Annotated in this window: 25 protein-coding genes; 13 read left to right on the forward strand and 12 right to left on the reverse strand. The window is 70.4% G+C overall.

What is annotated here, in order from left to right; all coding sequences use genetic code 11:
• Window positions 1–40 precede the first annotated feature (40 nt).
• From JEQ17_RS36735 to JEQ17_RS36745, 3 genes are all read left to right on the forward strand, one after another.
• Window positions 41–808 carry an SDR family oxidoreductase gene (locus tag JEQ17_RS36735; protein WP_200399274.1) on the forward strand — a complete coding sequence of 256 codons (768 nt, stop codon included), beginning with the start codon at window positions 41–43 and terminating at the stop codon, window positions 806–808.
• Window positions 805–2,472, forward strand: a complete 1,668-nt coding sequence (locus tag JEQ17_RS36740; RefSeq protein ID WP_200399275.1) for a class I adenylate-forming enzyme family protein — start codon at window positions 805–807, stop codon at window positions 2,470–2,472. Before JEQ17_RS36735 ends, JEQ17_RS36740 begins: the two co-directional genes overlap by 4 nt.
• Before the next feature lie 82 nt (window positions 2,473–2,554).
• A complete protein-coding gene (locus JEQ17_RS36745; RefSeq protein ID WP_200399276.1) occupies window positions 2,555–3,148 on the forward strand; it encodes a TetR/AcrR family transcriptional regulator in 594 nt (197 codons plus the stop codon).
• A 190-nt stretch (window positions 3,149–3,338) separates the two neighbouring features.
• Here the strand turns inward: JEQ17_RS36745 and JEQ17_RS36750 are convergent, their stop codons facing one another.
• The 7 genes from JEQ17_RS36750 to JEQ17_RS36780 all read right to left on the reverse strand — a co-directional run bounded on the left by JEQ17_RS36750 (window position 3,339) and on the right by JEQ17_RS36780 (window position 8,661).
• Window positions 3,339–4,553 (reverse strand): acyl-CoA dehydrogenase family protein, encoded by a 1,215-nt coding sequence (locus JEQ17_RS36750; RefSeq protein ID WP_200399277.1) that lies wholly within the window; start codon window positions 4,551–4,553, stop codon window positions 3,339–3,341.
• 6 nt (window positions 4,554–4,559) lie between these two features.
• A complete protein-coding gene (locus tag JEQ17_RS36755) occupies window positions 4,560–5,582 on the reverse strand; it encodes a phosphotransferase family protein (protein WP_200399278.1) in 1,023 nt (340 codons plus the stop codon).
• Between the two features lie 170 nt (window positions 5,583–5,752).
• Window positions 5,753–6,049, reverse strand: a complete 297-nt coding sequence (locus JEQ17_RS36760) for a hypothetical protein (protein WP_200399279.1) — start codon at window positions 6,047–6,049, stop codon at window positions 5,753–5,755.
• A 126-nt stretch (window positions 6,050–6,175) separates the two neighbouring features.
• On the reverse strand, window positions 6,176–6,505 hold the full coding sequence (locus JEQ17_RS36765; protein ID WP_200399280.1) for a DUF202 domain-containing protein: 330 nt from the start codon (window positions 6,503–6,505) through the stop codon (window positions 6,176–6,178).
• Window positions 6,505–6,897: a YidH family protein gene (locus JEQ17_RS36770; RefSeq protein ID WP_200399281.1), complete on the reverse strand. Its 393-nt coding sequence runs from the start codon at window positions 6,895–6,897 to the stop codon at window positions 6,505–6,507. Before JEQ17_RS36770 ends, JEQ17_RS36765 begins: the two co-directional genes overlap by 1 nt.
• A 364-nt stretch (window positions 6,898–7,261) precedes the next feature.
• Window positions 7,262–7,777, reverse strand: coding sequence for an NUDIX domain-containing protein (locus tag JEQ17_RS36775; RefSeq protein ID WP_200399282.1), 516 nt, complete (start codon window positions 7,775–7,777; stop codon window positions 7,262–7,264).
• Window positions 7,774–8,661: a DMT family transporter gene (locus JEQ17_RS36780; RefSeq protein WP_200399283.1), complete on the reverse strand. Its 888-nt coding sequence runs from the start codon at window positions 8,659–8,661 to the stop codon at window positions 7,774–7,776. Before JEQ17_RS36780 ends, JEQ17_RS36775 begins: the two co-directional genes overlap by 4 nt.
• A gap of 151 nt (window positions 8,662–8,812) precedes the next feature.
• Between JEQ17_RS36780 and JEQ17_RS36785 the strand changes: the two genes are divergently transcribed.
• The 5 genes from JEQ17_RS36785 to JEQ17_RS36805 all read left to right on the forward strand — a co-directional run bounded on the left by JEQ17_RS36785 (window position 8,813) and on the right by JEQ17_RS36805 (window position 14,778).
• Complete coding sequence (locus tag JEQ17_RS36785; RefSeq protein ID WP_200399284.1) at window positions 8,813–10,468, forward strand: FAD-binding dehydrogenase; 1,656 nt, start codon at window positions 8,813–8,815, stop codon at window positions 10,466–10,468.
• Between the two features lie 200 nt (window positions 10,469–10,668).
• Window positions 10,669–11,619: a tetratricopeptide repeat protein gene (locus JEQ17_RS36790; RefSeq protein ID WP_200399285.1), complete on the forward strand. Its 951-nt coding sequence runs from the start codon at window positions 10,669–10,671 to the stop codon at window positions 11,617–11,619.
• Window positions 11,620–11,673: 54 nt separating this feature from the next.
• A complete protein-coding gene (locus JEQ17_RS36795) occupies window positions 11,674–13,242 on the forward strand; it encodes an APC family permease (RefSeq protein ID WP_200399286.1) in 1,569 nt (522 codons plus the stop codon).
• Between the two features lie 146 nt (window positions 13,243–13,388).
• On the forward strand, window positions 13,389–14,126 hold the full coding sequence (locus JEQ17_RS36800; protein ID WP_234048499.1) for a molybdopterin-dependent oxidoreductase: 738 nt from the start codon (window positions 13,389–13,391) through the stop codon (window positions 14,124–14,126).
• On the forward strand, window positions 14,113–14,778 hold the full coding sequence (locus tag JEQ17_RS36805) for a cytochrome b/b6 domain-containing protein (protein ID WP_200399287.1): 666 nt from the start codon (window positions 14,113–14,115) through the stop codon (window positions 14,776–14,778). Before JEQ17_RS36800 ends, JEQ17_RS36805 begins: the two co-directional genes overlap by 14 nt.
• A gap of 151 nt (window positions 14,779–14,929) precedes the next feature.
• On the opposite strand, the gene JEQ17_RS36810 is transcribed toward JEQ17_RS36805, so the two are convergent.
• The 4 genes from JEQ17_RS36810 to JEQ17_RS36825 form a co-directional block, all read right to left on the reverse strand.
• The gene (locus JEQ17_RS36810; protein WP_200399288.1) at window positions 14,930–15,964 is read right to left on the reverse strand and encodes an L-idonate 5-dehydrogenase; all 1,035 of its coding nucleotides are present in this window, start codon (window positions 15,962–15,964) and stop codon (window positions 14,930–14,932) included.
• Window positions 15,965–16,021: 57 nt separating this feature from the next.
• The gene (locus JEQ17_RS36815; RefSeq protein ID WP_200399289.1) at window positions 16,022–16,780 is read right to left on the reverse strand and encodes an SDR family oxidoreductase; all 759 of its coding nucleotides are present in this window, start codon (window positions 16,778–16,780) and stop codon (window positions 16,022–16,024) included.
• A gap of 25 nt (window positions 16,781–16,805) precedes the next feature.
• Entirely contained in the window at window positions 16,806–18,203 is a 1,398-nt protein-coding gene (locus tag JEQ17_RS36820; protein WP_200399290.1) for a GntT/GntP/DsdX family permease, read from the reverse strand.
• 91 nt (window positions 18,204–18,294) lie between these two features.
• Complete coding sequence (locus tag JEQ17_RS36825; protein WP_200399291.1) at window positions 18,295–18,804, reverse strand: gluconokinase; 510 nt, start codon at window positions 18,802–18,804, stop codon at window positions 18,295–18,297.
• A 184-nt stretch (window positions 18,805–18,988) separates the two neighbouring features.
• Between JEQ17_RS36825 and JEQ17_RS36830 the strand changes: the two genes are divergently transcribed.
• Complete coding sequence (locus JEQ17_RS36830) at window positions 18,989–19,696, forward strand: FadR/GntR family transcriptional regulator (protein WP_200399292.1); 708 nt, start codon at window positions 18,989–18,991, stop codon at window positions 19,694–19,696.
• Window positions 19,697–19,826: 130 nt separating this feature from the next.
• Here the strand turns inward: JEQ17_RS36830 and JEQ17_RS36835 are convergent, their stop codons facing one another.
• Window positions 19,827–20,249, reverse strand: coding sequence for a YchJ family protein (locus JEQ17_RS36835; RefSeq protein ID WP_234048500.1), 423 nt, complete (start codon window positions 20,247–20,249; stop codon window positions 19,827–19,829).
• 373 nt (window positions 20,250–20,622) lie between these two features.
• Between JEQ17_RS36835 and JEQ17_RS36840 the strand changes: the two genes are divergently transcribed.
• The 4 genes from JEQ17_RS36840 to JEQ17_RS36855 all read left to right on the forward strand — a co-directional run bounded on the left by JEQ17_RS36840 (window position 20,623) and on the right by JEQ17_RS36855 (window position 24,636).
• Window positions 20,623–22,488, forward strand: coding sequence for a phage tail sheath family protein (locus JEQ17_RS36840; protein ID WP_200399294.1), 1,866 nt, complete (start codon window positions 20,623–20,625; stop codon window positions 22,486–22,488).
• 56 nt (window positions 22,489–22,544) lie between these two features.
• Entirely contained in the window at window positions 22,545–23,069 is a 525-nt protein-coding gene (locus tag JEQ17_RS36845; RefSeq protein ID WP_055614510.1) for a phage tail protein, read from the forward strand.
• A 66-nt stretch (window positions 23,070–23,135) separates the two neighbouring features.
• Window positions 23,136–23,864, forward strand: a complete 729-nt coding sequence (locus JEQ17_RS36850; RefSeq protein WP_200399295.1) for a T4 family baseplate hub assembly chaperone — start codon at window positions 23,136–23,138, stop codon at window positions 23,862–23,864.
• Window positions 23,857–24,636: a hypothetical protein gene (locus JEQ17_RS36855; protein WP_200399296.1), complete on the forward strand. Its 780-nt coding sequence runs from the start codon at window positions 23,857–23,859 to the stop codon at window positions 24,634–24,636. Before JEQ17_RS36850 ends, JEQ17_RS36855 begins: the two co-directional genes overlap by 8 nt.
• The last annotated feature ends 63 nt before the right edge of the window (window positions 24,637–24,699 follow it).

Below are 24,699 nucleotides of genomic sequence, written 5' to 3' on the forward strand. Positions count from 1 at the left end.
CGTTGGAGTGAGCCGAATTTCGTCGTGTCGAAGGAGACCGATGGTGGAAGCCGTGCAGGGTGCCGGAGTGGTTGTCACCGGAGCTGGAGGGGGCATCGGGGCCGCGTTGGCGCGGCGGTTCGCTGCCGAAGGGGCCCGGGTCGTCGTCAATGATCTGGATGCCGGGAAGGCGAAGGCCGTCGCCGAGGAGATCGGGGCTGTTGCCGTTCCGGGGGACGCCTCCGCGATCGTGGCCGAGGCGCGGGACGCCCTCGGGGGCACGGTCGACGTCTACTGCGCCAATGCCGGGCTCGGCTCCGGAGGGTCGGAGGCGGCTCCGGAACGGGTGTGGGAGCTCGCCTGGGACGTGAACGTGATGGCCCACGTCCGGGCGGCCAACGAACTGCTCCCCGCCTGGCTGGAGCGCGGCAGCGGCCGTTTCGTCTCCACCGTCTCGGCGGCCGGACTGCTCACCATGGTCGGCGCGGCCCCGTACAGCGTCACCAAGCACGGCGCGTACGCCTTCGCCGAGTGGCTCTCCCTCACGTACCGCCACCGCGGCCTCAAGGTCCACGCGATATGTCCGCAGGGCGTCCGCACCGACATGCTCGCGAGCACCGGCAGCGCGGGCGACCTCGTGCTCAAGCCCACCGCCATCGAGCCCGAGGACGTCGCGGACGCCCTCTTCGCCGGGATCGAGGAGGACCGCTTCCTGATCCTGCCGCACCCCGAGGTCGCCGACTACTACCGGGCGCGGGCCGACGACCCCGACCGCTGGCTGACGAGCATGAACCACATCCAGCAGAAGTGGGAGGCGGACGGCCGGTGACCACCTCCCTGTACGCGGCCCAGCCGTGGCTCGCGCTCCTGAACGACGCCCAGCGCGGGCCCATAAGCCCCGCCGACTCGCCGGTGCACGCCCTGCGACGGGCCGTCGCCGAGGCCCCCGACACCACCTTCCTCGCCTACTTCGACGGACGGCTCACCTACCGCGAGGTCGACGAGCTGAGCGACTCAGTCGCCGGACACCTCGCCGCCCGCGGCCTGGAGCGCGGTGACCGGGTCGCCGTCCTGCTGCAGAACTCCCCGCTCTTCGTTCTCGCCGTCCTCGGCGCCTGGAAGGCCGGCGCGACCGTCCTGCCCGTCAACCCCATGTACAAGTCGGGGGAGGTCACCCACGTCCTGCGGGACGGCGAGGTCGCCGCGCTGATCTGCTCCGACCGCGCCTGGGAGACGTACCTGCGCGAGACGGCCGCCGACTCGCCCGTACGCGTCGTACTGACCGGCTGCGAACTGGATCTCCAGACGCGGGGCGACGCACGCGTGCTGAACTTCGAGCGGCTGCCCCAGGCGCCGGACGCCGACGATCTGGTGACTGTCGCGAAGGCCGGTCACCGGGCCCCCGAGGGCCGCGACCCCCGCCCCTCGGACGTGGCGCTGATCAGCTACACCTCGGGCACCAGTGGCGCCCCCAAGGGAGCCACCAACACCCACGCCAACGTCATGTACAACGCCGAGCGGCAGCGGACCGGCCTCGCGCTGCCCGAGGCGCCCGTGTACTTCGCGATGGCACCGCTGTTCCACATCACCGGGATGGTCTGCCAGTTCGCCGCCTGCCTCAACAGCGCGGGCACGCTCGTCCTCGCGTACCGCTTCGAGGCGGGAGTCGTCCTCGACGCGTTCGCCGAGCACCGGCCCCACTACACGGTCGGCCCCTCGACCGCCTTCATGGCACTGGCCGCGCACCCGTCCGTCACGCCGGACCACTTCTCCTCCTTCGTGAACATCTCCTCCGGCGGAGCGCCCGTGCCGCCCGCGCTCGTCGAGAAGTTCCGGGCGGGCTTCGGGCCGTACATCCGCAACGGCTACGGACTCACCGAGTGCACCGCGCCCTGCGCCTCCGTGCCGCCAGGCCGCGAGGCCCCCGTCGACCCGGTCTCCGGGACGCTGGCCGTCGGTCTGCCGGGGCCCGAGACGGTCGTCCGGATCGTCGACGACCAGGGCGCGGAGGTCCCCTTCGGCGAGCAGGGCGAGATCCTCGTACGAGGTCCGCAGGTCGTGCCCGGCTACTGGCGCCGGCCCGAGGCCACCGCGGAGACCTTCCCGGACGGCGAGCTGCGCACCGGCGACATCGGCTTCATGGACGCGGACGGCTGGCTCTACGTGGTCGACCGCAAGAAGGACATGATCAACGCGTCCGGGTTCAAGGTGTGGCCGCGCGAGGTCGAGGACGTCCTCTACACCCACCCGGCGGTCCGTGAGGCGGCTGTCGTCGGGGTGCCCGACGGATACCGCGGCGAGACCGTCAAGGCCTACATCAGCCTCCGGCCGGGCGCCGAGGAGGACCCCGCCGCACTCGCCGCATACTGCAAGGAGAGACTGGCCGCCTACAAATACCCGCGTCAGGTCGAGATCCTGCCCGACTTGCCGAAGACGGCAAGTGGGAAGATCCTCCGTCGGGAGCTGCGTTCCCGGTCGCAGGACGGTCAGTAGACCGCCGTCGGGCGGCCGGGAGGCGACCGGCGGACCACGCACACAGAACTGCACATAGAACACTGGAAGGCAGGTGGCGGCAGTGCCCAGGACGACGGACGGGGACGGCACGCCCGTCCCGCGGCGGCTCTTGGCGGCCGCCACCCGGCTCTTCGCCGAGCGCGGTTACGACCGCACCTCGGTCCAGGAGATCGTCGAGGCGGCCGGTGTCACCAAGGGGGCGCTGTACCACTACTTCGGCTCCAAGGACGACCTGCTCCACGAGGTGTACGCGCGTGTCCTGCGGGTTCAGCAGGAGCGGCTGGACGCCTTCGCCGACGCGGACGCGCCGGTGGAGGAGCGGTTGCGGGGTGCCGCCGCCGATGTCGTCGTCACGACGATCGACAACCTCGACGACGCGGCGATCTTCTTCCGCTCGATGCACCACCTGAGTCCCGAGAAGAACAAGCAGGTGCGGGCCGAGCGGCGGCGGTACCACGAGCGGTTTCGTGCGCTGATCGAGGAGGGGCAGGAGGCCGGGGTCTTCTCGAAGGCGACTCCGGCCGATCTTGTTGTCGACTATCACTTCGGGTCCGTGCACCACCTGTCCACGTGGTACCGGCCCGACGGTCCGCTCCCTCCGCAGGAGGTCGCCGACCATCTGGCGGACCTGCTGCTGCGGGCGCTCAGACCGTAGCCCGGGGCGGCACCGGCCGACGGGGTGCCTGCGGGTTCGTTGTGGCTGGTCGCGCAGTTCCCCGCGCCCCTTAGGCATTTCAGCCTCTCCGGCGTTTGAGGAGCGGGGGTTCAGGGGCCGGCCCCCCGAGTAGTGACGGGAATGGGTAGGGGCGGCGGGGGCGAGGAAAACCCTCCCCGCCCCCGGCGGGTCAGACGTACCGCTTCAGTTCGCGGCGGGCCAGTGATCGCTGGTGGACCTCGTCCGGGCCGTCGGCCAGCTTCAGGGTGCGGGCGCCGGCCCAGAGCTCGGCCAGCGGGAAGTCCTGGCTGACCCCGCCCGCGCCGTGCAGCTGGACCGCCTTGTCGATGATGTCGACGACCGTCCGAGGCGTGGCGATCTTGATCGCCTGGATCTCGGCGTGGGCGCCCTTGTTGCCGACGGTGTCCATCATCCAGGCCGTCTTGAGGACCAGCAGACGCAGCTGCTCGACCGCCACCCGCGCGTCCGCGATCCAGTTGTGGACGACCCCCTGCTGGGCCAGCGACTTGCCGAACGCGGTACGCGACACCGCCCGTCGGCACATCAGCTCGATCGCCCGCTCGGCCATGCCGATCAGCCGCATGCAGTGGTGGATGCGGCCGGGGCCGAGCCGCGCCTGCGCGATGGCGAAGCCGCCGCCCTCCTCGCCGATGAGGTTCGAGGCCGGGACCCGGGCCCCGTGGAAGACCACCTCGGCGTGACCGCCGTGGGAGTGGTCCTCGTAGCCGTAGACCTGCATCGCACGACGCACCTCCACACCGGGCGTGTCCCGCGGCACCAGCACCATCGACTGCTGGCGGCGGATGTCCGACCCGTCGGGATCCGTCTTGCCCATCACGATGAAGATCTTGCAGTCGGGGTTCATCGCCCCCGAGATGTACCACTTGCGGCCGGAGACGACGTACTCGTCGCCGTCCCGCTCGATCAGCGTCGTGATGTTCGTGGCGTCGGACGACGCCACCTCGGGCTCGGTCATCGCGAACGCCGAACGGATCTCACCGGCGAGCAGCGGCTCCAGCCACTGCTTCTTGTGCTGGTCGTCCCCGAACTGGGCCAGCACCTCCATGTTGCCGGTGTCCGGCGCCGCGCAGTTCAGCGCGGTCGGCGCCAACTGCGGGGAACGGCCCGTGATTTCGGCGAGCGGCGCGTACTGGAGGTTCGTCAGCCCTGCCCCGTACTCGGAGTCCGGGAGGAAGAGGTTCCACAGGCCCTGGCGGCGGGCCTCCGCCTTCAACTCCTCGACCACGGCCGGGGTGTCCCACGGCGAGGCGAGCTGCTCACGCTGCTCGTGCGCGACGGCCTCCGCCGGATAGACGTACTCGTCCATGAAGGCGAGGAGCTTGGTGCGCAGCTCCTCGGTGCGTGCGTCGAATGCGAAGTCCATGGTCGGTCAGCCTTCCTGAAGAGTGGTCAGGCCGTGCTCGATGAAGACGGGGACCAGGTCACCGATGCGGTCGAAGCCCGCGCCGACGGTCTGGCCGAGTGTGTAGCGGTAGTGGATGCCCTCCAGGATCACGGCGAGCTTGAACCACGCGAACGCCGTGTACCAGGCGACGGCGGACACGTCGCGCCCCGAGCGCGCGGCGTACCGCTCGATCAGCTCCGCCGGCTCCGGGTGCCCGGCGGCCCTGGCCGTCGTGGAGACCGGCGAGTCGGGCATTCCGAGCGGGATGCTGTACATCACCAGCAGCCCCAGGTCGGTGAGCGGATCGCCCAGCGTGGACATCTCCCAGTCGAGGATCGCCTTGATCTCGTCGTCCTCGCCGATCAGCACGTTGTCGAGGCGGTAGTCGCCGTGCACGACCGTGGGCGTGGGGGAGTTGGGCAGCTCGCGGCCCAGGGCGGCGTGCAGTTCGTCGATGCCGGTCAGGTCGCGGTTGCGGGACGCGTCCAACTGCTTGCCCCAGCGCCGCAGTTGCCGGTCGAGGAAGCCCTCGGGGCGGCCGAAGTCGGCGAGGCCCACCTCGGCGGGGTCCACCGCGTGCAGCTCGACCAGCGTGTCCACCAGGCCGAGCACCGCGCCGCGCGTGCGCTCCGGGCCGAGCGGGGCGAGCTGCTCGGCGGTCCGGTAGGGCGTGCCCTCCACGAAGTCCATGACGTAGAACGGCGCGCCCAGCACCTCCACGTCCTCGCACAGCAGGCGCGTGCGCGGCACGGGTACGGCTGTCGGGTGCAGTGCGCTGATCACCCGGTGCTCGCGCTTCATGTCGTGCGCGGTCGCCAGGACATGGCCCAGCGGGGGGCGGCGTACGACCCACTTCGAGGTGCCGTCCGTCACCGCGTACGTGAGGTTCGACCGTCCGCCCTCGATCAGCCGGCCGGTCAACGGGCCGTCGACCAGTCCCGGCCGCTCGCTGTCGAGCAGGCCGCGCAGCCGGTCGAGATCGAGACCTGGCGGGTGGTCTGAACTCATCGTGTTTCCTCCGTACGCCGGGAATCAGGACTCCCCCCACATGATGCCGACCGGTCGGTATGCAGTCCAGTGCGGGGACAAAACGTGATCGGCGTCTCGGTCGCGAAGAACCCCCCGAGTCGTCGTCGACGACTCGGGGGGTTCCCTGTTCGTTCGCGCCCGGCGGTCGCCTAGTGGTCGTCCCAGTGCCCGTCGTGGCGGGCGTGGCGATGACCGTCATGAACGTAGTCCACGTGGTCGCCGTGCGTCACGGCCGGGTGTCCGCAGTCCGCGCCGTGCTCGTGGCCGTGCCCCTCGTGGGCGACGTGCCCGCCCGGCTCGCACTCGTCCCAGTGTCCCGAGTGCTGCCGGTGCAGATGCCCGTCGTGCGCGTAGTCGACGTGGTCGCCGTGCGGCACCTCGGCGTGCCCGCAGTCCGGGCCGTGGGCGTGCTCGTGGGCGGTGTGTTCCTGGTGGAGGGTGGTCATGGTGCTCACCTTCGGAGGAGGTGCGGAGTGTGACGCCGGTCAGGGTAGCCACATGAAAGCCAACATATCGCCCTAAAGCGGCGCGTGTGTTGTCCGGTCCCTCGGAGGGTCGAGCAGGTGGCCGTCTCAGAGGATCAGGGCCACCGCGCAGGCCGCCAGTGCGACGGTGCAGAGAGTGGCGGCGCCTGCGTGCCTCGGGGTGAGCGGCGTGGGCTTTCCGCCCTCGGCCAGTACGCGGATCCTTCGGTGTGCCACGGTGAGGAATCCCAGCCACAGTACGCAGCAGAGCGCGGCCACCGTGATGCCCGGTGCGTCCGTCCCGTTGTTCAGCGCTGCCTTCACGGCCAGCACGGTCGCTACTGTTCCCGCCAGGGTCGTACGTCGCCATGCCAGCCGTGTGCGTTCCGGCTGGAGGCCGGGATCCCGGTCGTCTTCCGCGCTCCGGTGGGGCTCCATCACCCCTCCCACCCGAACAGCACGACGACGACCATGGCGAGGGCGACGACGGCCACGCCGATGCTCAGCAGTGCGGGAAACCGCGACACCGGGAGGTCCTCGCCCCGGCGCATCGCCTGTTCGCACCGGACCCAGTGGTTCACGGCCCGCAGTGCGCACAGCACGCCGGCGCCGAGCAGCCCGAGCGCCAGGCCGGCCCGCCAGGCCCATCGCAGATCCGGCAGAAACTGGTCCACGGCGAAGCCGCCGCCGATCAGCGCGAGCGCGGTCCGCAGCCAGGCCAGAAACGTCCGCTCGTTGGCCAGCGAGAAGCGGTAGTCCGGCGTGCGGCCGTCTTCCTTGATCCGCTCAGGTGCGAACCACAACTGGATGTTCCGCCTGAATTCGATCACCTGCAGGACCTTACCCATGGCCGGGGTGTCGCCTGCCGCCGGTGGGTGGGGCGGGGCCGTGCCGGTATGTCACGTTCGCGACGGCGGGGCATACGGCCCTGAGTTTCATTGGTCACCGTCTCCAGCGGGAGCCGTATGTCGCGAACGCTGACACACCGGCACGACCCCGCCCCACGCGCGTCGGCGTCTGCGGCCCGCCCCTCAGGGGCGAACACAAAACCGGCCCAAGCCCCCTCCCCCCAGGGGCGCGAGGAACTGCGCGATCAGCCACAACGAACCCGCAGACACAAAACCGGCCCAGGCCCCCTCGCCCCAGGGGCGCGGGGAACTGCGCGATCGGCCACGACGGACCCGCAGGTGAAACTCAGCCTCGTCCCCGCAAAGCCCGCAGCCGCGAATACGCTGACATGCCGTCCGGGACCCAATCCCACTCCGTCAACCGCCGCCGCACCTCCGCCTCCGGCAGGAACCCGTGCCAGGCGACCTCCTCGACCTGGGGCTCGACCGGCAGCTCGCAGAGCACCTCGTACACGGCCGACCACCAGGACTTCCCGGCGCCGTCGTCGTACAGGAACTTGAAGAGGAAGGTGGGGTGGGGGAGGCCGGAGACGCCCAGCTCTTCCTCGGCCTCCCGGAGCGCCGCTTCGTCGTACGTTTCGCCCGCGCCGACCACTCCGCCCACGAACATGTCGTACAGGGAGGGGAACACCAGCTTGGTCGGTGTGCGGCGGTGGACGAACAGGCGGCCTTGCGCGTCTCTGACCTGGATGAAGGTGCAGCGGTGTCGCATGCCTCGGGTGTATACGTCGCCGCGCCTGGCCTGCCCCACTACCTCGTCGTGTTCGTCGACCACGTCGAGGATCTCGTCGGCGGAGCTCATACCTGGACCCGGACTCGTTCCTTGGGTGTCGCGCCGCTCGGCATCGCGGGGTGCATGCCCAGCAGCACGACTCCGATCACGATCCCGGCGAGACCCAGGACCTCCCAGGTCAGGGCGCCCGCGTCGGTGCGTAGACGGTCCCCGAGGAAGCCCACCCCGCAGGCGATACCGGCGAGCGGCTGCGCGGCGGTGAGTGCCGGCAGTGACATGCGGAGGGGTGCCGTCTCGAACGCGCTCTGGACCAGTACGAGTCCTGTGATTCCGAGTGCCACGACCCCGTAGACCTGCCATCCCGTGGCGAGCGCGATCCATCCGCCGTCGGAGAAGCGTTGGCCGCTCACTCGGGTGAGGGCGTCCTGGACGCCGTAGAGGAGTCCGGCTGCCGCTCCGAGCAGTACGGGGCCCGCGCTCAGGAGGGAGCGTTTTGCGTATGTGGTGAGCAGGAGGGCGAGACCCAGCACCGTGCCGATGATCAGCCACTGGCGGAACGGGTCCGTGCGGGCGTCGCCGCCCTGTGGTTGGCCGGCCACGATGAAGGCCGTCACGCCGCCCGCGAGCAGGAGGAGTCCCGCCCAGCCCTGCCGTCCGAGCGGCTGCCGGGTCTGGCGCCGGGAGAGTACGAGTGCAAATACCAGGTTCGTCGCGAGCAGTGGTTCGACCAGGGAGATCTCGCCGTTCGAGAGGGCGATCGCGCCGAGCACCATGCCGACGACCATCAGCCCGATGCCGCCCAGCCAGCGAGGCACCCGCACCAGGTCGAGGAGCAGGCGGGGGGAGAGGAAGTCGCCGAGTGGTGCGTGCGAGGCGGCGTTCTGCTGGAGGACGAAGCCGAAGCCGAGACAGCAGGCCGCGCCGACGGAGAGGAGGAGAACCAGGACCGACACGCTGCGTACCTCGGGGATTTCGGACGGTGGCGGGGCGGGGTGCGGGTATCGACCGACTGTAGCCCGAGTCCGCGGAACCCGGCAGTTGACTGGGTCACTCCGTTGCCCAAGGATCTGACCGACCAGTAACAAGGCCGAGGAGGCACTGCTCATGGCGTACGACGCAGATGTGATCGTGATCGGGGCGGGCCTCGCCGGGCTCGCGGCGACCGCGGAGCTCGTCGACGCGGGGCGCAAGGTGATCCTTCTCGACCAGGAGCCGGAGCAGTCGATCGGCGGCCAGGCGCACTGGTCGTTCGGCGGGCTCTTCTTCGTGGACTCTCCCGAGCAGCGCCGGATGCGTATCAAGGACAGCCACGCGCTGGCCCTCCAGGACTGGATGGGCACCGCGGGCTTCGACCGCCCGGAGGACCACTGGCCCCGGAAGTGGGCCGAGGCGTACGTCGACTTCGCGGCCGGCGAGAAGCGGTCCTGGCTGCACAAGCAGGGCGTTCGATGGTTTCCTGTGGTCGGGTGGGCCGAGCGCGGTGGTTATGACGCCAATGGGCATGGGAACTCCGTGCCTCGTTTTCATATCACTTGGGGTACGGGGCCCGGGCTTGTCGCGCCCTTCGAGCGGCGGGTGCGGGCGGGGGTCGCCCGTGGGCTCGTACAGCTCAAGTTCCGGCATCGGGTCACCGGGCTGTCGCGGAGCGCGGGTGACGTCGACACCGTGAGCGGTGAGGTGCTCGAGCCGTCGGACATCCTGCGGGGGCAGGCCAGTGGGCGCGCTGTCGCCGGTGCCTTCGAGTTCAGGGCTCAGGCCGTGATCGTCACGTCCGGCGGCATCGGCGGGAACCATGATCTTGTACGAGCCAACTGGCCCGAGCGGCTCGGTACTCCGCCCGAGCGGATGATCTCCGGTGTGCCCGCGCATGTGGACGGTGAGATGCTCGGCATCGCGGAGGGCGCGGGCGCGCGGCTCATCAACCGCGACCGCATGTGGCACTACACCGAGGGCATCCAGAACTGGAACCCCATCTGGGATAAGCACGGCATCCGCATCCTGCCCGGGCCCTCGTCGTTGTGGCTGGACGCGCGGGGCAAGCGGCTGCCGGTCCCGCTCTTCCCCGGCTTCGACACCCTCGGCACGCTCGAGCACATCATGAAGACCGGGTACGACTACACGTGGTTCGTGCTCGACCAGAAGATCATCGGCAAGGAGTTCGCGCTCTCGGGTTCCGAGCAGAACCCCGATCTGACGGGCAAGTCCGTCAAGGGTGTCTTCCAGCGGGCGCGGGCCGATGTGCCGGGGCCGGTGCAGGCGTTCATGGACAAGGGCGTCGATTTCGTGGTGGAGAAGGATCTCGGTGCGCTGGTGCGGGGTATGAACGCCCTCACCAAGGAGTCGCTCATCGACGAGGCGGCGCTGCGGCAGGAGATCACCGCGCGGGACCGGGAGATCGCCAACCCGTTCACCAAGGACCTGCAGGTCACCGCGATCCGCGGGGCCCGTGCCTATCTCGGCGACAAGCTGATCCGGACGGCCACTCCGCACCGCATCCTCGACCCCAAGGCCGGGCCGCTCATCGCCGTACGGCTCAACATCCTGACCCGCAAGACGCTCGGCGGTCTGGAGACCGACCTCTCGTCCCAGGTGCTCACCGAAGGCGGTGACCCGCTGTCCGGGGTGTACGCGGCGGGGGAGGCGGCCGGGTTCGGCGGTGGCGGAGTGCACGGATACCGGTCCTTGGAAGGGACGTTCCTCGGCGGATGCCTGTTCTCGGGGCGTGCGGCGGGGCGTGCGGCGGCGAAGGCCGTCGGCTGACGGTGGGGTGACGGCGGCCTCAACTCGGGGCCGCCGACAGGTCGTTGACGCGTGTAAAGCACTGTCCGGGCTTGACGCGAACCGTTGGCTGGGGGTTGGCTGTCCGTAATTGGCCCCTGACAGAATCCAACCTCCGGTAAATGTCAACCGGTTGCACAAAATGCCCACTGAATTACCGCGTCGTGTGAGGAAGTTCCGCGGTGTCTCCACCCCCGCCACCCCTGGGACGCGGCCGCAAGCGCGCGGCCCAGGCCTTCGACGCCGCGCTCGACGACGCCGAACTCGTCGCCGCCCGCGCCGCGTTGGCGCAGGGCCGGTGGACAGCCGTACGCGGTCTGCTCGTCGAGACCGGCGACGACTGGGACCGTCGCGGTCATCGCGTCACCACCCTCGCGCAGGAGTCCAGCACCCAGGCCTGGGCCCGCGACTGGCTCGTCGCCGAGCCCGAGTCGGGCGACGCCTCCGTGCTGCTCGCCCTCGCCACCGTCCAGCGCGCCCTGAACGGCAAGGACAAGCCCGCCCGGGCGCGCGAGGCCTGTCGCGTCGCTGCCGAGCTGCTGCCCGCGGACCCCACGCCCTGGCTCGGGCTGCTGATGCTGGAGCGCGTGCTCGGCGGCGAGCAGGAGGTGGTCCAGCTCTTCGACGAGGTGCGGCACCGGTACGCCGACCACCACCACGCCCACCATCTGATGGTCGCCCGGCTCGCCGAGCGAAGACCTGAAGCCGGGCAGGACCCGCTGCACGAGGTCTATGACTTCGCGACCTGGTCGGCCGAACAGGCGCCCGCCGACTCGCCGTTGGCCATCCTTCCCGTCGTCGCGCACGCCGAGCGCTATCGCGTCCTGGCCGCCGCCGGGATCGAGCCCGCCGATCCCGTGGCCTCCGGGCACTGGGTCGGGCGCCGGGCCCGTCAGGTGATGAAGGCGGCCTTCGACTGGTGGCTGGAGTGGGAGCGCGACGACCATCCGCGCAGCCAGATCGACCTCAACTTCCTTGCCCACGCCAAGTTCTGCGAGGGCCGGGGCGCCGAGGCGGCCGCCCTCTTCCACCGCATCGGACCGTACGCGACCCCGGTGCCGTGGTCGTACCCCGACCGCGACCCGCACAAAGCCTTCCGCGCCGCACGCGACAGCGTGCTCGGCACGGTCTGAACAAACGCTCCTGTACACCGCAGCCACCGGAACATCCGAAAGGACGACCCCGCCATGACGACGGGCAGTTCGCACACCTCAAGTGCGTCGAGCACGAGCAGACAGACCGCCGCCGACGGCGGCGGCATCAGCACCTTCAAGGGTCAGGACCGCGCCCTGCGTTCCGACCGGCTCGGTACGGGGGGCCTGCTGCTCTCCGTTCTCGCCGCGACCGCCCCGCTCATGGTGGTCGCAGGTGTCATGCCCACCACATTCGCGGTGATGGGCATCGTCGGCCAGCCGCTGCTCTTCGTCCTTCTCGGCATCGTGCTCGTCCTCTTCAGCGTCGGGTACGCCGAGATGAGCCGCCACGTCCACAACGCGGGCGCCTTCTACGCGTACATCTCCCGAGGGCTCGGCGGCACCGCCGGCTCGGGTGCCGCCGCGGTCGCGCTCGTCGCGTACAACGCGCTGCAGATCGGCATCTACGGCATCTTCGGCTTCGAGGTGTCCGGCCTCTTCGCCACCTACCTCGAAGTCGAAGTCGCCTGGTGGATACCGGCGTTGATCGCGGCCCTCGTCGTCGGAGCGCTCGGCTGGCTGAAGATCGACGTGAACGCGCGTGTGCTCGGCGTGCTCCTGGTCATCGAGGTCGCCCTCGTCGTCATCTTCGACATCGCGGCCGTCGCCGACCCCGCCAAGGAGGGCCTGTCGCTGCACGCCTTCAACCCCGACACCCTCTCCGGGGCCGGCCTCGGCACCGCCCTGTGCTTCTGCATCGCCGCGTTCCTCGGCTTCGAGCAGGCCCCCGTGTACGCGGAGGAGACCAGCCGCCCGCACATCCTGGTCCCGCGCGTGATGTTCCTGGCCATCGGCTTCGTCGCCGTCTTCTTCGCCATCAGCTCCTGGGCGCTGACCGTCGCCGCGGGGCCCTCCGCGATCGTGGGCACCTCCCAGAAGCAGAGCGCCGGACTGCTGTTCTTCCTCACCGAGGAACGGCTCGGCGGGACGTTCACCGATGTGCTCCATGTGCTGTTCGTGACGGGCATGTTCGCGGCGATGCTCAGCTTCCACAACGTCGTCGCCCGGTACGCCTTCGCCATGGGCCGCGAGGGCCTGCTGCCCTCCGTCTTCGGCCGGACCACGGGAGCCAGCGGCGCGCCCGGCACCGGATCGCTGCTGCAGACCGTCATCGCCGTGGTCGTCGTCGGGGCGTTCGCCGTCGCCGACGACAAGCCGACCGGTGACCCGACCGCGCCCGTGCTGCACCTCTTCACCTGGATGGGCAACGTCGGCGCCCTCGGCGTGATCGTGCTGATGGCCGCCGCCTCGCTCTCCGTCGTCGTGTTCTTCGCCCGCCGGGGCGCCGCGGGAGCCCAGGCCTGGCGCCTCGTGGCCTCCGTGATCGCCGGTGTCTCGCTGCTCGTCATCGCCGTCTACACCGTCAAGGACTTCGACGTCCTCGTGGGCGCGGGCCCCGACTCCTCGCTGAGCTGGGTGCTGCCCGGCATCATCGTGCTCGCCGCCGTGGCGGGCATCCTCCAGGGCCTCTTCCTGCGGGCCCGCAAGCCCGAGGCGCACGCCAGGATCGGGCTCGGCAACGAGGCGTTCCAGCTGGAGAAGGCGGCCGAGGAGGACGCCTGAGCGGCTCCCGTCGCCCGGGCGTCCCACTGACGCCTCCCGCGGGCGGTGTGCCGCGCTTCTGAGAAAGCCGTAAGAAGTGATTACGGAACTCTGACGGACACCCTTGGCCCCTGGCTTCCGGGGGCCAAGGGTGTTCGAATCAGAAGGTGAACACGGAACAACCGACCGCTTCGGATCCGGAGGAGAGCGGCACCCCGGTGGGGCGGCGGCTCATGCTCGGGATGCTCGGGCTCGGCGCACTCGGCGTGGCCACCGCGCCCACGCTCCAGCGCGGCCTGGAGTCCTTCCTCGGCGGCGCCGCGGACAAGGACCCGACCGGGCTGACCGGCCTGCTCCCCAACGGCGGCGGCTTCCGCTACTACTCGGTCGCCTCGTCCGTACCGCACAAGAACGAGGACAACTACCGCCTCAAGATCGACGGCCTGGTCGACCACCCGGCCACGTACACGCTGGCCGATCTGCGTGCCCTGCCGCAGACCCGGATGGTGCGTGACGTCCAGTGCGTCACGGGGTGGAGAGTGCCCGACACGCCCTTCGAAGGGGTCCGTCTGTCCCAGCTGCTGGATGCCGCGGGGGTGCGGTCCTCGGCCGGGGCCGTGCGGTTCACATGCTTCGACGGTGCGTACTCCGAGAGCCTGACCCTGGCCCAGGCCCGCCGCGCCGATGTCCTCGTGGCTCTGCGCATGCAGGACAAGGATCTGAACCACTCCCACGGTGGTCCGGTGCGTCTCTATGTCGCGCCCATGTACTTCTACAAGTCCGCGAAGTGGCTCTCCGGCATCACCCTCACCTCGGACGTCCGCCCCGGCTACTGGGAGGACCGGGGGTACGACGTCGACGCGTGGGTCGGCCGATCGAACGGACGGGACGATGACGCGACCTGAGGCCGAGGCCCCGGAGACGCCCGACCGGGCGGCGAACACCGGGGAGCGGTTCGCGAGTTCGGTGCGGGTGCCGCGGTTCTCGCCCGCCGAGCGGTGGGTGCACCGGGTGACGGCGGTGTTGATGGGCGTGTGCGTGGCGACCGCGGCCTGTCTCTATCTGCCGCAGCTCGCCGAACTCGTCGGGCGGCGCGAGCTGGTCGTGCGGCTGCACGAGTGGTCGGGGCTGTTGCTGCCGGTGCCCGTCCTGGCCGGGCTCGTCTCACGGGCCTTCCGGAAGGACCTGCGGCTGCTCAATCGGTTCGGGGCGCACGATGGGGTGTGGCTGCGGGCGGCGCTTCGGCGTGACGCCCGGCCCCAGTCGCGGCCGGCCGGGAAGTTCAACGCCGGGCAGAAGGTGTACGCGGCGTGGATCGCGGGGGCCGTTCTCGTCATGCTCGGGACCGGGCTGTTGATGTGGTTCACACATCTCGCGCCGCTCGTGTGGCGCACGAGTGCGACCTTTGTGCATGACTGGCTTGCCCTGACCATCGGCATTGTTCTCGCGGGGCATATCGGGATGGCCATGGCCCGTCCGGAGGCCCGGCGGGGGCTCCGGACGGGGTCGGTGAGCAAGGAGTGGGCGGAGGAGGAGCATCCGCTCTGGCGTCCCTAGCGGGGGCCTCCGGCGGTTTGGCGGGGGACGGCGGTGGGTGGTTGGGTGGGTGCGGGTCCGATGTGGCTTGTCGCGCAGTTCCCCGCGCCCCTGAAGGTCGCCCCAGCTGAAGGGGCGCCCTCGTTGAAGGGGCGCCGCCTCCGGCGAGTTGTCAGGCCTCACCGATTCCGAAGTCCAGGAGTACCTTGCACGACTCCGCTCGGTTTGCTGCCAGGGTGAAGGCCGATTTCGCCTCGCTGAGCGGGATCACCGCGCTGACCAGGTGGTCGAAGCGGGGCTCTCGGGCGAGGAGCGTGAGTGCGTCGTCGAACTCCGTGTCGAAGCGGAAGGCTCCTCGGAGTTCGATCTCGCGGCTGACGACGAGGTTGCCCGCGAAGGGGGACTGGCCCGGAGGCAGCATGCCGAGTTGGACCACGACCCCGCCACGGCGTACGAGGCGGAGGCAGGTGTCGAGGCCGGCGGCGACGCCCGAGGCCTCGATGGCGGTGTCCACCTCGGAGGGCCAGGCGGGAGCGGACGGGTCGTCCGCGCGCAGGGCGTCGTCCGCCCCTGCCGCCACCGCGTACTCCAGGGCGCGCGGGAGCAGGTCCGTGACCGTGACCCGTGCGGCACCCGCCGCCTTCGCCGCCGCGACGACCAGGCAGCCGATGGGTCCGGCACCGGTGACGAGTACATGCTTGCCGCTCACGTCGCCGGCCCGTCGTACCGCGTGCAGTGCGACGGAGAGCGGCTCCGCCAACGCTGCCCGGCGGAGGGGGAGTCCGGCGGGAATCGGGCGCAACTGCTCGGCGGGTACGACGACTTGGGCTGCGAAACCGCCCTGGACGTGGGGCGTGCGGGCCGCGCTGCCCAGGTAGCGGGTGTCACGGCACACGTTCCGGCGGCCGTCGGAACACTCCGGGCACACCCCGCAGGGCGTCGCGGGGTGCACGGCAACAGGCGTACCAGGGGCAGGGCCTGACGTGTCGTCACCGTAGAGAAGTACCGTCCCGACCACCTCGTGGCCGAGGACCATCGGCTCGCGGAGGCGGAAGTCGCCCACGCCGCCGTGCCGCCAGTAGTGGAGGTCGGATCCGCACACTCCGCCGTACCGCACGGCCACGAGGGCCTCGCCGGGGCCGGGGGAGGGGACCGGGAGTTCGTCCACGCGCAGGTCGTCCTGGCCGTGGATCACGCAACCGAGCATCAGCACACCCTTCGGAGAACTCAGACTTTCGGAGGAGCTGGAGGACTTTCGGAGGAGCTAGAGAACGCTGGTCATGCCGCCGTCGACGTACAGGATCTGTCCGCTGACGAAGTTCGCCGCGGGGGAGGCGAGGAACAGGACTCCGCCGACCAGGTCCTCCGTGCGGCCCCAGCGGCCTGCCGGGGTCCGTCGGCGGACCCAGGCGCTGAACTCCGGGTCGTCGACGAGGGGTTGGGTCAGTTCGGTCTCGATGTAGCCGGGGCCCAGGCCGTTGACCTGGACGCCGTGCGGTCCCCAGTCGGCGCACATGCCCTTGGTGAGCATCTTCAGCGCGCCCTTGGTGGCGGCGTACGGCGCGATCCCGGGCCGTACCACCTCGCTCTGCAGCGAGCAGATGTTGACGATCTTGCCGTGTCCGCGAGCGGTCATGCCGCGGGCCGCCTCGCGGCCCACGAGGAACGCGCTGGTGAGGTTGGTGTCGAGGATGCGGTGCCAGTCGGCGTCGGCGAACTCCAGGAGCGGGGCCCGCAGTTGCATCCCGGCGTTGTTGACGAGGATGTCCAGCGGACCCACCCGCTCCTCGACGTCCGCTATCCCGGCGGCCACCGACGGGCCGTCGGTGACGTCGAAGGCGGCCGTGTGGATCTCGCCGGGCAGTTCCGCGGCGGCCTTGGTGAGCCGGTCGGTGTCGCGGCCGTTCAGGACCACCGTGCAGCCGGCCTCGGCCAGTCCCCGGGCCAGCGCGAGGCCGATGCCCCGGCTGGACCCGGTGACCAGTGCCGTACGGCCGCTGATGTCGAAGAGAGGGTGAGTCATCGCCGTACTACTCCCGGGTTGCGAGCTAGATCACTAGGGACAGCAGGAGGACGAGGCCGCCGGCGACCACCGAGATGATGGTCTCCATGACCGACCAGGTCTTGATGGTCTGGCCGACGCTGAGGCCGAAGTACTCCTTGACCAGCCAGAACCCGGCGTCGTTCACATGGGAGAAGAACAGTGAACCGGCGCCGATGGCCAGCACGAGCAGTGAGGCGTGCGTGGTCGACATGTCGGCCGCGAGCGGGGCCACGAGACCGGCCGCCGAGATGGTGGCGACGGTCGCGGAACCGGTCGCGAGCCGGATCGCCACCGCGATCAGCCAGGCGAGCAGCAGCGCGGGTATCGACCAGTCCTTGGAGATGTCCAGGATCATCTGGCCCACACCGGAGTCGATCAGCGTCTGCTTGAAGCCGCCGCCCGCGCCGACGATCAGCAGGATGCCCGCGATCGGGCCGAGGGACTTCTCGACGGTCGAGGAGATCCGGTCCTTGGTGAACCCGGCCGCCCGGCCGAGGGTGAATATGGCGACCAGCACGGCCGCGAGCAGGGCGATCAGCGGCGAGCCGATCACGTCGAAGACGCGCTGCACCATGTTCTCGGGGTCGTCGATGACGATGTCCACCAGCGCCTTGGCCAGCATCAGCACGACCGGCAGCATCACGGTGGCGATGGTGACGCCGAAGCCGGGGCGCTTCTCCAGGTCCTCGGAGGCACGCTGCGGGATCATCTTCTCCGGCGCCGGGACGTCGACCCAGCGGGCCGCGTACTTGGAGAACACCGGGCCCGCGATGATCACGGTCGGGATGGCGACCAGGATGCCGAGGGCGAGGGTGACACCGAGGTTCGCCTTGACCGCGTCGATCGCGACCAGCGGGCCGGGGTGCGGCGGGATCAGCCCGTGCATCACGGACAGGCCCGCGAGCGCCGGGATGCCGATGCGCATCAGCGAGTAGTTGCCGCGCTTGGCGACCATCAGGACGACCGGGATGAGCAGCACGATGCCGACCTCGAAGAAGAGCGGCAGTCCGATCACCGAGGCGATCAGCACCATCGCCCACGGCATCGAGCGTCCACCCGCCTTGGCGAGGATCGTGTCGACGATCTGGTCGGCGCCGCCGGAGTCCGCGAGCAGCTTGCCGAGGATCGCGCCGAGCGCGATCAGGACGCCCACGCCGGCGACGGTCGAACCGAGACCGGCCGAGAAACTGGTGATCGCCTTGTCGAGAGGCGCTCCGGCGAAGGCGCCGAGCGCCAGCGACCCGATGGTCAGGGCGAGGAAGGCGTGGAGCTTGAACTTGGTGATGAGCAGGACGATGACGGCTATGCCCGCCAGTACGGCGATGCCCAGCTGAGCGTGGCCCGCCGAGGTGATCGGCTCGACGGGGTCCGCTGCCAGCATCTCGACGCTGAGTCTGGTCACGGTGGTTTTCCTTGGGGGAGGGGAGGTCTGTGGGAGGTGAGAGAGACGGGGTCTGTGGGGGTTGTTCGTCGGGCTGCGGGAGCTACCGGTCCTACCGGTCGAGTCCGTGCAGCGCGGTCACGGCCCGGTCGGTGATCTCCTCGGGGCTGCCGGAGACATCCACGGCGACACCCGTCTCGTCCGCCTGGAGCGGCTGGAGGGTGGCGAACTGGGAGTCGAGGAGCGCCGTAGGCATGAAGTGGCCCTGGCGGTGCGCCATCCGGTCCTCGATGAGTTTCCGGTCGCCCGTGAGGTGGACGAAGACGACCCCGGGAGCGGCCGACCTGAGCCGGTCCCGGTAGCTGCGCTTCAGTGCGGAACTGCTGACCACCCCGCCGAGGCCGGCCCGACCGTGCGCCCAGGCGCCGATGGCGTCGAGCCAGGGCCAGCGGTCCTCGTCGGTCAGCGGTGTCCCGGCCGTCATCTTGGCGATGTTGGCCTCGGGGTGGAAGTCGTCGCCCTCGGCGTAGGGAACGCCGAGCCGCTGGGCGAGCAGGGGACCGATGGTGGTCTTGCCCGTGCCCGCCACTCCCATGACCACGACGACGTGGGGGGTGTTCATCACTGCCTCGCTGTCTTCTTCGACACTCGGATTCGGCTTCCCGGTGTCGACATCTCGATGCCGGATGTACGTCAGGTGCCGCATCCGTCACGACACTGAAACCCATAGGTCAGATGAATTCAAGAGTCTGTGACGTATAAGTCTGACTTTTTGTTCCCGCCGTCCGACTCGTAGGCTGAACCTCATGAGCACACCGGGCCGGGGGCTGCACGGCCATGTACTGGAGAGCCTCGGTCCCGCCATCACCGCGGGTGAGTATCCGCCGGGCAGCGTGCTGCGCACCGACGAGCTGGCGCAGCGTTTCGAGGTGTCACGCTCCGTGATGCGCGAGGCGGTCCGGGTCCTGGAGTCGATGCACCTCGTGGAGTCCCGTCGCCGGGTCGGCGTCACCGTACGTCCCGCGAACGAGTGGAATGTCTACGATCCCCAGGTCATCCGGTGGCGGCTGGCGGGCGCCGACCGGCCGCGGCAGCTGCGCTCGCTGACCGTGCTGCGCTGTGCCGTCGAGCCGGTCGCAGCGGGGCTCGCCGCCAAGCACGCCACCGCCGAGCAGTGTGCCGAGCTCACCGAGTGCGCCCTCGGCATGGTGGCCAACTCGCGCGGCCACCGGCTGGAGGGGTATCTCGTCCATGACGTGGCCTTCCACCGGATCGTGCTGAACGCGTCCGGCAACGAGATGTTCGCGCGGCTCGGTGACGTTGTCGCCGAGGTTCTCGCGGGTCGTACGCATCACCGGGTCATGTTCGAGGATCCCGACCCTGCGGCTGTCACGTTGCATGTGCAGGTTGCGGAGGCCGTTCGTGCGGGGGACGCGGTTCGCGCGGAGGAACTCACGCGGGAGATTGTCGTGGGGGCGCTTCAGGAGTTGGACGTTCTGAGTCCTGAGCCCTGAGGCTTGAACTTCTGGGGGTCGGACGGGAGTTGTTCGGCTGCGGGGGCGTTGGGGCTGGTCGCGCAGTTCCCCGCGCCCCTATCGGGGCACGGCCCCGCCGGCCTGTCGGGGGCCGAGCCCCTGAAAAGGGCTACTCGCTGATGTCTCCGTCCACGTACACCCAGGCCCCGTCGACCCGCTCGAAGCGGCTGCGTTCGTGGAGTGAGCCTCCTGTGTAGGAAGCGCGGAAGGTCACCGTTCCGGTGGTGTGGAAGGGCGTTCCCTCACCGGTGGCGAGGATCTCCAGGGCGGTCCAGCGCATGGCCGGATCGAAATCGACGCGGGTCGGGCGGGTGCGGGGATGCCAGGTGCGTAGCAGGTATGCCTCGTCGCGCTTCACGAATGCGCAGTAGCGGGAGCGCATCAGGGCCTCGGCGGTGGGGGCCGTGCCCTGACCCCGATGAAATCGGCCACAGCACTTCTCGTACGTCTCCGCAAGACCGCAAGGGCAGGAGGGGTTGCGTGCGGGGGCGGAACGGCGCTGGTTGCGGGATTGCGGGGTGCGTCGGGACATGCGCTCCATTCTGCTGCACCACGGGCTGTGGGGAATCCGTGAATCAGCTGCCGCGACACGAGTACATCGTGTGCGAGCTGTGCGCAGTGCCCTTCATCGAACCTCCCCCGGCGTGGCGTGAACCTGCCTTGCATACGCAACTGCCGACACAGCACGGTGGATTGAGCACTTGAGCATCAGGAGTCACAAGCGTGCTGCTTGACCCCGGACGGCCGTCCGACCGGGGCACTGACGGGGGAAAGCTGATGCGGTGCCGTGGTCCGGTGCGCTCACGCGTGTCCGGAGACCTCCGCGTGCGCCGTGAACGAGACGTCTCCCTCTGCCGCCTCTTGGTGCCTTTCACCCGGTGCCCGAGAACGGATTAGGAGGGGGAATGCCGATGAGCGCGGTGAACACTGCCAGGCCGACGTATCCCGGCGTCTACGTCGAAGAGCTTCCCAGCAGCGCCCGGACCATCTCGACCGTCACCACCTCGGTGACCGCCTTCGTGGGGCACACCCGGCGCGGCCCGCTGAACGAGCCGGTGCGCGTCACGAGCTTCACCGAGTTCGAGCGCCGCTTCGGGGGGCTGAGCTCGCAGAGCGCCGTCGGCTACGCCGTGCACCAGTTCTTCGGCAACGGCGGCACGGTCGCCGTGATCGTCCGCGTCGCCAAGGCGGGCAGCGGCAAGGCCGCCTGCGTCACCCTGGAGTCCACCGAGGGCCACAGCGAGTCCGCGGTCCTCGAAGTGCACGCCAAGGAACCGGGCGTGTGGGGCAACGGACTGCGCGTCGCCGTCGACTACGACACGCCCTGCCCGGACGAGACGTTCAACCTGCGGGTGTACGACGCCAAGGGCGAGGCCCGCGAGAGCTTCACCGGTCTGTCCATGGACGCCTCGCACGGCCGGCACGCACCGACCGTGATCAACGCGGGCTCGCGGCTCATCCGCGTCGAGGCCGTGGGCGAGGGCCGCCCCGACCCGTCCGGCACCGTCTCCAAGCCGTTCGGGCACGAACTGCCCGACCTCGCCGTCGACTTGACGGTCAAGATCGGTGAGGTCGAGCGCGAGTTCACGCTGTACGACCCCGACTGCGACGGCGAAGCCCCGTCCAACGTGGCCGAGTTGGCGCTGCTGCTCGAACGCAAGCTGCGGGCCCTGCCCGACGCGCCGGGCAAGCACGCCTTCGCGGGCGCCGAGGTCACCGCCTTCGGCAAGCGCCTCCAGGTCGTCGCGGGCTCCACCGACCCCGAGGACGTCGTCCGTTTCGTCGGCGAGTGCGCCAACGACCTGGGCCTTGAGGCCTCCGTCAACCCGCCAGTCTTCCCACTGGAGGGCGGCGAGGACGGCGAGGCACCCGGACCGCGCGACCTCATCGGCAGCGAGGCCGACAAGACCGGCATCCAGGCGCTGCGCGGCGTCGCGGACGTCAACCTGCTGGTTTTGCCCGAACTCGCCGCGTACGAGTCCACCGAGGACGCGATCACCGTCGTATCGGCGGCCCAGCGGCTCTGCCAGGAGCGGCGGATCTTCCTCCTCGTCGACGCGCCCGGCACCTGGGTCAGCGTGGACACCGCCCGCGCCGGACTCGCGGCCTTCGACGCCGTACGCGGCAACCACGCGGGCCTGTACTTCCCGCACCTCCAGCTCACCGACCCGCTCACCGGCCGGCTGCGCTCCTTCCCGCCGTCCGGCGCGGTCGCCGGGGTCTACGCGCGCACGGACTCCGAGCGCGGGGTGTGGAAGGCGCCGGCCGGCACCGAGGCGCGGCTCGCGGGCGTGCACTCGCTCACGGTCAACCTCACCGACCGCGAGACCGGGCTGCTCAACCCGCTGGGCGTCAACTGCCTGCGCACCATGCCGATGGTGGGCCCGCTCGTGTGGGGCGCGCGCACCCTTGAGGGTTCCGACGCGCTCGACAGCGAGTGGAAGTACGTGCCCGTGCGGCGGCTCGCGCTGCACGTGGAGGAGAGCCTCCAACGCGGCCTGCAGTGGGTCGTGTTCGAGCCCAACGACGAGAACCTGTGGCAGCAGATCCGCCTCGGCGCCTCCTCGTACCTGCACACGCTGTTCCGTCAGGGCGCCTTCAAGGGCGGTACGCCGCGCGAGGCGTACTTCGTGAAGTGCGACCACGACACCACGACGGACGAGGACATCGCGAACGGCGTCGTGAACGTCCTGGTCGGTATCGCGCCGGTCAGGCCCGCCGAGTTCGTGATCGTCAGGATCCAGCAGACGTCCGGGCAGTTCGAGCTCTGAGTTCCGGATCTGAGTTCGAGCTCTGAGATCGACGACGGAGAACGTGAAGGAAACCGATGGCTGAGTTCACTGTCAACGCCCAGCGCTTCGACCCGTACAAGAACTTCAAGTTCCTTGTGCTGTGGGACGGTCGTACGGTCGCGGGCATCAGCAAGATCAGTCCGCTGAAGCGGACCACCGAGGTCGTCAAGCACCGGCACGGCGGCGACCCGAGTTCCCCGCGCAAGTCGCCGGGGCGCTCGGAGTTCGAGGGCATCACCCTGGAGCGCGGGGTCACGCACGACCCCGAGTTCGACCGCTGGGCCAACAAGGTCTGGCAGGTCGGGGCCGGTCTCGGCTCCGAGGTGTCCCTCGCCGACTTCCGCAAGGACATCGTGATCCAGGTCCTCAACGAGGCCGGTCAGGTCGCCGTCTCGCACAAGCTCTACCGGACCTGGCCGAGCGAGTACCAGGTACTCGGCGAGCTGGACGCCAACGCCAACGCGGTGGCCATCCAGTCGCTGAAGCTCGAGTGCGAGGGCTGGGAGCGGGACTACGAGGTGCCCGAGCCGGAGGAGCCCTCGTTCCTCAACCCCGCCTGAGCGGCGGCGGGTTGAGCAAGAGATGGGCCGTGGGGGCAGCAGGGCGGGTACGGAACGGGGGCGGGCATGACGAACACTCGGGCGGCTGAACTGCTCACCACCTGGGAGACCGGGCTTGCCCAGGCCCCGTCCGGACGCGCCCTGCTGCTGCACCGCGCCGCACGCCCCGACACCGGTGGCGAGACGCTGTCCGCGCTGCCGGTCGGCGAGCGGGAGGCGGACCTCTTCGCACTGCGCCGGGCCCTGTTCGGCGAGCGGATGCAGGTGCGCCTCGGCTGCTCCGCCTGCGGCGAGGACATGGAATTCGACCTGGACGCCGGGGAGTTGGCCCGGTCGACAGGCGCTCCCGCCGAGCCCTCGGTACGAGTCGCCGAGGACGGCTGGGAGATCGAGTTCCGGGTGCCGGGCGTCGCCGACCTGACGGCGGCCGCCCGGCACCCGGATCCACGGCGGGCACTGCTCGCCCGTTGCGTCGTCTCGGCGGTGCGCGGCGGGGTGGACGTCCCCGCCGACGCGCTGCCCGAGACGGTGCAGCGGCGGCTCGCCGAGGCGGCCCAGGAGGCCGACCCGGGCGCCGACGTCACGCTCAACGTCAACTGCCCCGAGTGCGGCGCGGCCACCCGGGCCGAACTCGACATCGCCTCCTACCTGTGGACCGAACTGGACGCCTGGGCACGGGACGTGCTCCTCGACGTCCATCTGCTCGCCACCGCGTACGGCTGGAGCGAGCCGGAGATCCTGGCGCTCAGCCCACTGCGGCGCCGCTACTACCTGGAGCTGTGTGCGGATGTCTGACTCCGTGGGAGGGCACCCCGTCAAGGACGGGGACGTGGGGGAGTCCCGGGCGCCCGACTTCTTCGACCGGCTGCTCGCCCGGCACACCCCGGCCGCTGCGCCGCGCCCCGGCGTGGCGCGCGTACGCCCGCGACTCGCCGGACCCTTCGAACGGGTCGAGGCGGTACGGGCCGGCGCACAGGAACCGGAGGCGGCGGAGCCGCTGTGGCCGACCTCCGCCCAATCACCCACGTCCGACGGCGACTTGGCACGCCCGGCGGTCCGCGAGGTCCAGTTCCGTACGGAGCGCGAGCGGACCCTCGTACGGCCCGAGCGGGCGCCCTCGGTCGAACCCGCGCCCCGGGCCGTGGCGCGGGACCTGCCCGAGGCGCCGCTGCTCAGGCCCGCGGTGCCGGTGGCGCCGGGGCCGCGGCCCGTTCCCGACACCGGGCGGCGCTCCGCCGGGCGGGGCGAGCCGGAGCGGTCCTCCTCCCAGAGCGCGGTGTCCGTGCCCCTCCCCTCGGGTGCGGCCACCGCTTCCCCTGCCGCCGTGTCCGCCGCGCTGCGACCCAGCTCGGCGGACACGGCGGCGGCCCGGGACGCCGTACGGCAGGCCGCGGGCCGACGGTCGGGCCGCGGGGGAGAGCAGGTGGTGCAGGTGCAGATCGGACGGCTCGAAGTGAAGGCGGCGGGTCCCGCGGGCGCGGGAGGCGGGAGCCGGGGCCCCGCTTCCCCGGCGCGGCAGGGTGCGACGGTGAGCCTGGCGGAGTACCTGGCGAGGGGGCGCGAGTGAGGAACGTACGACGAACCCGGAGCACCGAGGGCGGACACGGTGATGCCGAAGAACCTGGGACTG

This window comes from Streptomyces liliifuscus, assembly GCF_016598615.1.
GTDB lineage: Bacteria > Actinomycetota > Actinomycetes > Streptomycetales > Streptomycetaceae > Streptomyces > Streptomyces liliifuscus.

Bases quoted from the DNA above. Each gene is read 5' to 3' on its own strand.
- JEQ17_RS36760 (WP_200399279.1), bottom strand. From the start codon at position 6,049: ATGACCACCCTCCACCAGGAACACACCGCCCACGAGCACGCCCACGGC.
- JEQ17_RS36805 (WP_200399287.1), top strand. From the start codon at position 14,113: ATGACGCGACCTGAGGCCGAGGCCCCGGAGACGCCCGACCGGGCGGCG.
- JEQ17_RS36815 (WP_200399289.1), bottom strand. From the start codon at position 16,780: ATGACTCACCCTCTCTTCGACATCAGCGGCCGTACGGCACTGGTCACC.
- JEQ17_RS36765 (WP_200399280.1), bottom strand. From the start codon at position 6,505: ATGGAGCCCCACCGGAGCGCGGAAGACGACCGGGATCCCGGCCTCCAG.
- JEQ17_RS36810 (WP_200399288.1), bottom strand. From the start codon at position 15,964: ATGCTCGGTTGCGTGATCCACGGCCAGGACGACCTGCGCGTGGACGAA.
- JEQ17_RS36735 (WP_200399274.1), top strand. From the start codon at position 41: ATGGTGGAAGCCGTGCAGGGTGCCGGAGTGGTTGTCACCGGAGCTGGA.
- JEQ17_RS36845 (WP_055614510.1), top strand. From the start codon at position 22,545: ATGGCTGAGTTCACTGTCAACGCCCAGCGCTTCGACCCGTACAAGAAC.
- JEQ17_RS36750 (WP_200399277.1), bottom strand. From the start codon at position 4,553: ATGGACTTCGCATTCGACGCACGCACCGAGGAGCTGCGCACCAAGCTC.
- JEQ17_RS36795 (WP_200399286.1), top strand. From the start codon at position 11,674: ATGACGACGGGCAGTTCGCACACCTCAAGTGCGTCGAGCACGAGCAGA.
- JEQ17_RS36785 (WP_200399284.1), top strand. From the start codon at position 8,813: ATGGCGTACGACGCAGATGTGATCGTGATCGGGGCGGGCCTCGCCGGG.
- JEQ17_RS36825 (WP_200399291.1), bottom strand. From the start codon at position 18,804: ATGAACACCCCCCACGTCGTCGTGGTCATGGGAGTGGCGGGCACGGGC.
- JEQ17_RS36835 (WP_234048500.1), bottom strand. From the start codon at position 20,249: ATGTCCCGACGCACCCCGCAATCCCGCAACCAGCGCCGTTCCGCCCCC.
- JEQ17_RS36855 (WP_200399296.1), top strand. From the start codon at position 23,857: ATGTCTGACTCCGTGGGAGGGCACCCCGTCAAGGACGGGGACGTGGGG.
- JEQ17_RS36840 (WP_200399294.1), top strand. From the start codon at position 20,623: ATGCCGATGAGCGCGGTGAACACTGCCAGGCCGACGTATCCCGGCGTC.
- JEQ17_RS36775 (WP_200399282.1), bottom strand. From the start codon at position 7,777: ATGAGCTCCGCCGACGAGATCCTCGACGTGGTCGACGAACACGACGAG.
- JEQ17_RS36830 (WP_200399292.1), top strand. From the start codon at position 18,989: ATGAGCACACCGGGCCGGGGGCTGCACGGCCATGTACTGGAGAGCCTC.
- JEQ17_RS36755 (WP_200399278.1), bottom strand. From the start codon at position 5,582: ATGAGTTCAGACCACCCGCCAGGTCTCGATCTCGACCGGCTGCGCGGC.
- JEQ17_RS36850 (WP_200399295.1), top strand. From the start codon at position 23,136: ATGACGAACACTCGGGCGGCTGAACTGCTCACCACCTGGGAGACCGGG.